The sequence below is a fragment of the Terrisporobacter sp. genome, from assembly GCF_017888745.1.
Classification (GTDB): domain Bacteria; phylum Bacillota; class Clostridia; order Peptostreptococcales; family Peptostreptococcaceae; genus Terrisporobacter.
On record NZ_JAGHFM010000332.1, the window covers coordinates 1 to 6219 of the forward strand.

Genomic DNA, 6219 nt, shown 5'->3' on the forward strand with positions numbered 1-6219 from the left:
AACTGAGAAAGCGATAAGGGCTCAAGAAGAATTAACTAAAAGAGTTGAGAAACTTGACAACTTAATTGAAAGAGGATTAACTGATGAAGAACTTGAAATATTCTTCAAAATAGCAAAAAAAATTAAGAAGAATTTAGAATAGACCGCAAAATATAGCGGTTTTGTTTTGGATATATTGTTAGGCAACTTACAATTAGTGTGCTAACAAATAATAATAGCTTAAGTATAACTTAAATTATTAATTTAACAGAATAGTTGCTATTTAAACAGTTAAATTTACGAAAAATTCATATTGGGAGGTATATATGTTAAAGACATTACTAAATGAAGTAAAGGAATACAAAAAAGATTCTCTAAAAGCACCACTTTATATGGTTGGAGAAGTTGCTATGGAAATAATAATTCCGCTTCTTATGGCTGCAATTATAGATAAGGGTGTGGAAAATGAGAATATAAAAATGGTCCTATTTATTGGGATATCAATGTTTGTTATTGCATCACTTTCTTTAACTTTTGGTGTTTTATCAGGAAAGTATGCGGCAAGTGCTAGTGCAGGTTTTGCAAAGAATTTAAGAAAGGCAATGTTTGATAATATTCAAGATTTTTCATTTTCAAATATTGATAAATTCTCAACTGCAGGACTTATAACTAGGCTTACAACTGATGTTACAAATGTTCAAAACTCATATCAAATGCTTATTAGAACATGTGTAAGAGCTCCACTTATGCTTATAGGGGCTATGGCTATGGCTTTTAGTATAAGCCCAAAACTTTCATTTGTTTTCTTAGGAGCAATAGTATTTTTATCACTGGTACTATATCTTATCATGAAAACAGTTCATCCTATTTTTACAGATGTATTTAAAAAATACGATGATTTAAACTCAAGTGTTCAAGAAAATGTTAATGCAATTAGAGTTGTTAAGGCTTATGTTAGAGAGGATTATGAAATTGAAAAATTCCATAATGCTAGTTCAAATGTTTACAAACTTTTCGTAAAAGCTGAGAAGGTACTTATTTTAAATATGCCATCAATGCAATTTGCTATGTATACTTGCATATTGCTAATATCTTGGCTTGGTGCTAAGATGATTGTTTCAAATGAGTTAACTACTGGAGAACTTATGAGCTTTTTCACTTACATTATTAATATATTAATGAGTCTTATGATGATCTCTATGATGTTTGTTATGATTACAATGTCAAAGGCATCAGCAGAGCGTATTGTTGAAGTTATTAAGGAAGAATCGGATATATCAAATCCTAAAAATCCAATTAAAGAAATAAAAGATGGTTCTATTGAGTTTGATAATGTTAATTTTGCTTATAAGAAAGAAAGTAAAAACTATGTATTAAGTAATGTTAACTTAAAAATAAATTCAGGAGAAACTATTGGTATTTTAGGTGGTACAGGAAGTGCAAAATCTTCACTTGTTCAATTAATTCCAAGATTATATGATGTTTCAACAGGTTCAGTTAAGGTTTCTGGAATTGATGTAAGAGAGTACGACTTAGAATCTTTAAGAGATGAAGTTGCTATGGTTCTTCAAAAGAATGTTTTATTCTCAGGAACTATAAAGGAAAATCTTCGTTGGGGTAATGAAAATGCTACTGATGAAGAACTAATAAGAGCATGTAAATTAGCACAAGCTGATGAGTTTATTAATAAATTCCCAGATGGATATGACACATATATTGAACAAGGTGGGTCAAATGTATCTGGAGGACAAAAGCAAAGACTTTGTATTGCAAGAGCACTTCTTAAAAAGCCTAAGATATTAATTTTAGATGACTCAACAAGTGCTGTTGATACAAAAACTGATTCTTTAATTAGAAAAGCATTTAGAGATGAAATACCTGATACAACTAAGATAATAATTTCTCAAAGGGTTTCATCAATTCAAGATGCAGATAAAATTATTGTTTTAGATGAAGGTATTATTAATGCCATAGGAACACATGAAGAATTGCTTATTAATAGTGATATTTATCGTGATGTTTATCAATCACAGATGAAAGGAGCTGATAAGGATGAAAGCAAATAAACAACCAATGTCAGGAAAACCTAAGATGGGAAATCCAAAGAAGAGTATTAAAAGACTTTTAGGGTATATATTTAAGAATTACAAGATTCACTGTTTCGTAGTATTAGCATGTATATTAATAAGTTCCATTGCAAGTGTTATTGGAACAATGTTTTTGAAAAACCTTATTGATGATTATATACTTCCATTTATAAATCAAAAAGAAGTAAACTTTACACCACTTTTAATGATGCTTATGAAAATGGCAGTAGTATATTATGTTGGTGTTTTAGCAACATGGACATTCAGTAGAATTATGGTTAATGTTTCTCAAGGGACTTTAAAGAGTATAAGAGATGATTTATTTGAGCATATGGAAACACTTCCTATAAAGTATTTTGACACTCACGCTCATGGAGATATTATGAGTGTTTATACTAATGATACAGATACTTTACGTCAAATGATAAGTCAAAGTTTACCACAGCTTTTATCATCAATAATTACTGTGGTAAGTGTTTTAGTTTCAATGATTATTTTAAATATTCCACTTACGATTATTACTTTAATTATGGTTTCATTAATGATGTTTGTAACTAAAAAAATTGCTGGAAAAAGTTCTAAGTATTTTATGGCACAACAAAAAAATATTGGTGCATTAAATGGATATATAGAAGAAATGATTGAAGGTCAAAAGGTAGTTAAGGTATTCTGTCATGAAGATAAAAGTATTGAAGATTTTGATAGATTAAATGAACAACTTAATAATAGTGCAAATAATGCAAATAAGTTTGCAAATGTTTTAATGCCTATTATGAATAACATGGGACATTTAAATTATGTTATTACAGCAATGGTTGGTTCAGTACTTGCTATTTTAGGTGTTGGTAATTTCACATTAGGTGGACTTGCTTCATTCCTACAATTTAATAAATCATTTAATCAACCAATTTCACAAATATCAATGCAATTAAATTCAGTTATTATGGCACTTGCTGGTGCAGATAGAATATTTGAATTACTTGATGAAAAATCTGAAGAAGATGAGGGATATGTTGAACTTGTAAATGCAAAGATAGATGAAAATGGTACAATTACTGAAGTTAAAGAAAGAACAGGAATCTGGGCTTGGAGACATTATCACAAGGATGATGGAACAACAACATATAAAAAGCTTGAAGGTCACGTAGAATTTGATGGAGTAGATTTTGGTTACAATGATGAAAAAATTATACTTCATGATATTGTAATTAATGCACGACCAGGAGAAAAGATTGCTTTTGTAGGGGCAACAGGAGCTGGTAAAACAACAATTACAAACTTAATAAATAGATTCTATGATATTCAAGATGGTAAGATTCGTTATGATGGAATTAATATAAATAAGATTAAGAAAAATGACTTAAGAAGATCCCTTGGAATTGTTCTTCAAGACACACATCTATTTACTGGAACGGTTATGGAAAATATAAGATACGGTAAATTAGATGCAACTGATGAAGAAGTAATAGCAGCTGCAAAACTTGCAAATGCTGACCACTTTATAGATCACCTTCCAAATGGATATGATACTATTTTGACTGGAGACGGTGGAAATTTATCACAAGGTCAAAGACAATTACTTGCAATTGCAAGAGCTGCAGTTGCTAATCCTCCTGTATTGATTCTAGACGAAGCAACATCAAGTATTGATACAAGAACAGAAAAAATTGTTCAAGAGGGTATGGATAAGCTTATGGAAGGAAGAACCGTATTTGTTATTGCCCATAGATTATCTACAATTAAAAACTCAGATGTTATTATGGTTCTTGATCAAGGAAGAATTATTGAAAGAGGAAATCATGATAGGTTAATTGAGAAAAAGGGAGTTTACTACGAACTATATACTGGTTTACTTGAACAAAGTTAAATATTTAAAGAGTGCTTAAATTTAAGCACTCTTTATTAATATACTAATTAAAATTATTGCTGAGATAATTTGAAGTAATCCTATAAATAATCCGTATAAGGATACTGATTTTCCTTGTTTAATTAAATCTTTTACATTAACTCTTAATCCTATAGCAGCTAAAGCAATTATTTCAAATTTATTGCTTATTTCTTTGCAAATAATGGAAACATCATTGCTTATTATATTTAAAGAGAATAAGGCACAAGTTATAAAGAATCCTATTACATACCATGGAACCTTTATTTTTCCTTTTTCTATATTTTCTACTTCATCTTTTACTATTTCCTTATTTGATTTATGTTTTAAATGACCTAATACAAATACAACAACTACTAAAAATATTATACGTACAATTTTAAATATTGTAGACAAATCTTTTACATGCTCACTTACCATGGCTCCACTAGCTACAACTTGTCCTACTGATTGTAATATTCCTCCTATCATGGCAGATGTTTGAGTAAGCTCATTATTATATAAGAATTGAGAGATTATTGGTAATAAGAACATAAGGACTATACCAGTTACATTAACAATAGTTATTGATATTCCTTTTTCTTTATCATCAGCTCCAATTACAGGTGATGTGGCTGCTATTGCAGAAGATCCACATACTGCATTACCACTTGCCATCATATATCTAAAGTTATCTGAAAAGCCTAATTTTTTACCTATATATAATGCTCCTATTATTGTAACTGTCATTTGCAATACTATAAATATTACTCCAGAAAATCCAATTTCAGATATTGTAGATATACTTAGTGTTGCACCTAATAATACTATTGAGTATGATAATAAATCTGTTTCTGAAAATTTATATCCTTTTTGGAATATATCCTGATTTAAAAATAAATTACCTACAAACATACCTAAGAATATAGCTATAGATGCTGCTCCAAGTTTTGGAATAAATTTGGCAATAATCATACTTAAATATGCTACTAATACAGAAACTATAAGCCCTGGTAATATATCCTTTATATTTTTTATAAAATTATTATTGAGTTTTTTCATTTATAATGATCCTTTCATGTGATGTACATGTTTAATTTTAAATCTATATTTATAATTTGTTAAATATGAGTTTTTTATAAGGCATATAAGTATTTACATATATATAAGTGATTACCTATATATAACATAAAAAAAATGTATTTAACAAATAAAAAAAATAGTTTTAATATAGACATTGTGAAATTTACATTTGAAATATGAAAGGAGTATTATCATGGAAAAAAGATATACTAAAAAATAATAGCAGTAGTAAGAAAAAATATATTATGGTATTTGTATGTATGTTTATGCAAGCAATACCATTTGGGGTTGCACAAAATATTCAACCTTTATTTATACCCTATGTAATCAAAGATTTTGGATTCTCATTAGCGGCATTTTCTTTAATATTTACATTTGGAGCTATGGCATCAGCAGCATTTTCTCCATTTTTAGGAAAGTTATTTGGTAAAGTAAATATAAAAGTACTATTTATAATAGGTACGGTATTATCATCAGTAGGATTTTTAGGATTTGGTTTTTGTAAAACATTACCTCAATTCTACATATTATCTGCAGTATCTCAAGTAGGATGTGTTTTATTCTCTGGGCTAGGTGTCCCATATGTAATAAATAACTGGTTCCCTAAAAAAGGTAGAGGTAAAGCGTTAGGTATAGCATTCTCTGGTGGTTCAATAGGTAATGTGTTTTTACAACAAATTACATCACAAATGTTAGCATCAAGTGGTGCAAGTCATAGCTATAGAGTATTTGGATTAATTTCGTTATTATGTAGTCTACCAATAATTTTATTATTTATAAGAATGCCTAAGCCTGGTGAGGTAGAAATAGTTGAGGAAAATGTGAATGAATTAAATGAAGAGAATAAAGGATTTTAAGGTTTAGGAGCAAAAGCAACTACTAAGAATAAGTATTTCTGGACATTCTCAATAGGATATGCAACAATAGCAATTGCTATATCAGCATTAAGTACTCAATATGCAACATATTTTACAGGTGAACTTGGAATGAGCGCAACACTAGTTGGTACATTAGGTTCAGTATTTGCGTTATTCTGTTTAATAGGAAATGTAACTGGATGAGCTTTATTTGATAAAATAGGAACATTAAAAACAATGTCTATATCATTAATACTTTCAATCATAGCTATAATAGGATTAATGATGGCTGGTGAAATTCATAGTTTAGCATTTTTATTCTCTGTAGCATATGGATTAAATGTTTATT

Annotated in this window: 4 protein-coding genes; 3 read left to right on the plus strand and 1 reads right to left on the minus strand. The window is 28.9% G+C overall.

Translation table 11 applies throughout. From position 1 onward, the window contains the following. Window positions 1-305 precede the first annotated feature (305 nt). Together J7G74_RS14895 and J7G74_RS14900 are read left to right on the plus strand one after the other, a co-directional pair. Window positions 306-2045: an ABC transporter ATP-binding protein gene (locus J7G74_RS14895; protein WP_297136776.1), complete on the plus strand. Its 1740-nt coding sequence runs from the start codon at window positions 306-308 to the stop codon at window positions 2043-2045. Then, on the plus strand, window positions 2032-3933 hold the full coding sequence (locus J7G74_RS14900; protein WP_330616596.1) for an ABC transporter ATP-binding protein: 1902 nt from the start codon (window positions 2032-2034) through the stop codon (window positions 3931-3933). The genes J7G74_RS14895 and J7G74_RS14900 overlap by 14 nt, the downstream gene beginning before the upstream one ends. A 21-nt stretch (window positions 3934-3954) precedes the next feature. On the opposite strand, the gene J7G74_RS14905 is transcribed toward J7G74_RS14900, so the two are convergent. Continuing rightward, window positions 3955-4992: a YeiH family protein gene (locus J7G74_RS14905; RefSeq protein ID WP_297136778.1), complete on the minus strand. Its 1038-nt coding sequence runs from the start codon at window positions 4990-4992 to the stop codon at window positions 3955-3957. Between the two features lie 197 nt (window positions 4993-5189). Between J7G74_RS14905 and J7G74_RS14910 the strand changes: the two genes are divergently transcribed. Then, a complete protein-coding gene (locus J7G74_RS14910; protein ID WP_297136779.1) occupies window positions 5190-5870 on the plus strand; it encodes an MFS transporter in 681 nt (226 codons plus the stop codon). Window positions 5871-6219 lie beyond the last annotated feature (349 nt).

Bases quoted from the DNA above. Each gene is read 5' to 3' on its own strand.
- J7G74_RS14895 (WP_297136776.1), top strand. From the start codon at position 306: ATGTTAAAGACATTACTAAATGAAGTAAAGGAATACAAAAAAGATTCT.
- J7G74_RS14900 (WP_330616596.1), top strand. From the start codon at position 2,032: ATGAAAGCAAATAAACAACCAATGTCAGGAAAACCTAAGATGGGAAAT.
- J7G74_RS14905 (WP_297136778.1), bottom strand. From the start codon at position 4,992: ATGAAAAAACTCAATAATAATTTTATAAAAAATATAAAGGATATATTA.
- J7G74_RS14910 (WP_297136779.1), top strand. From the start codon at position 5,190: ATGAAAGGAGTATTATCATGGAAAAAAGATATACTAAAAAATAATAGC.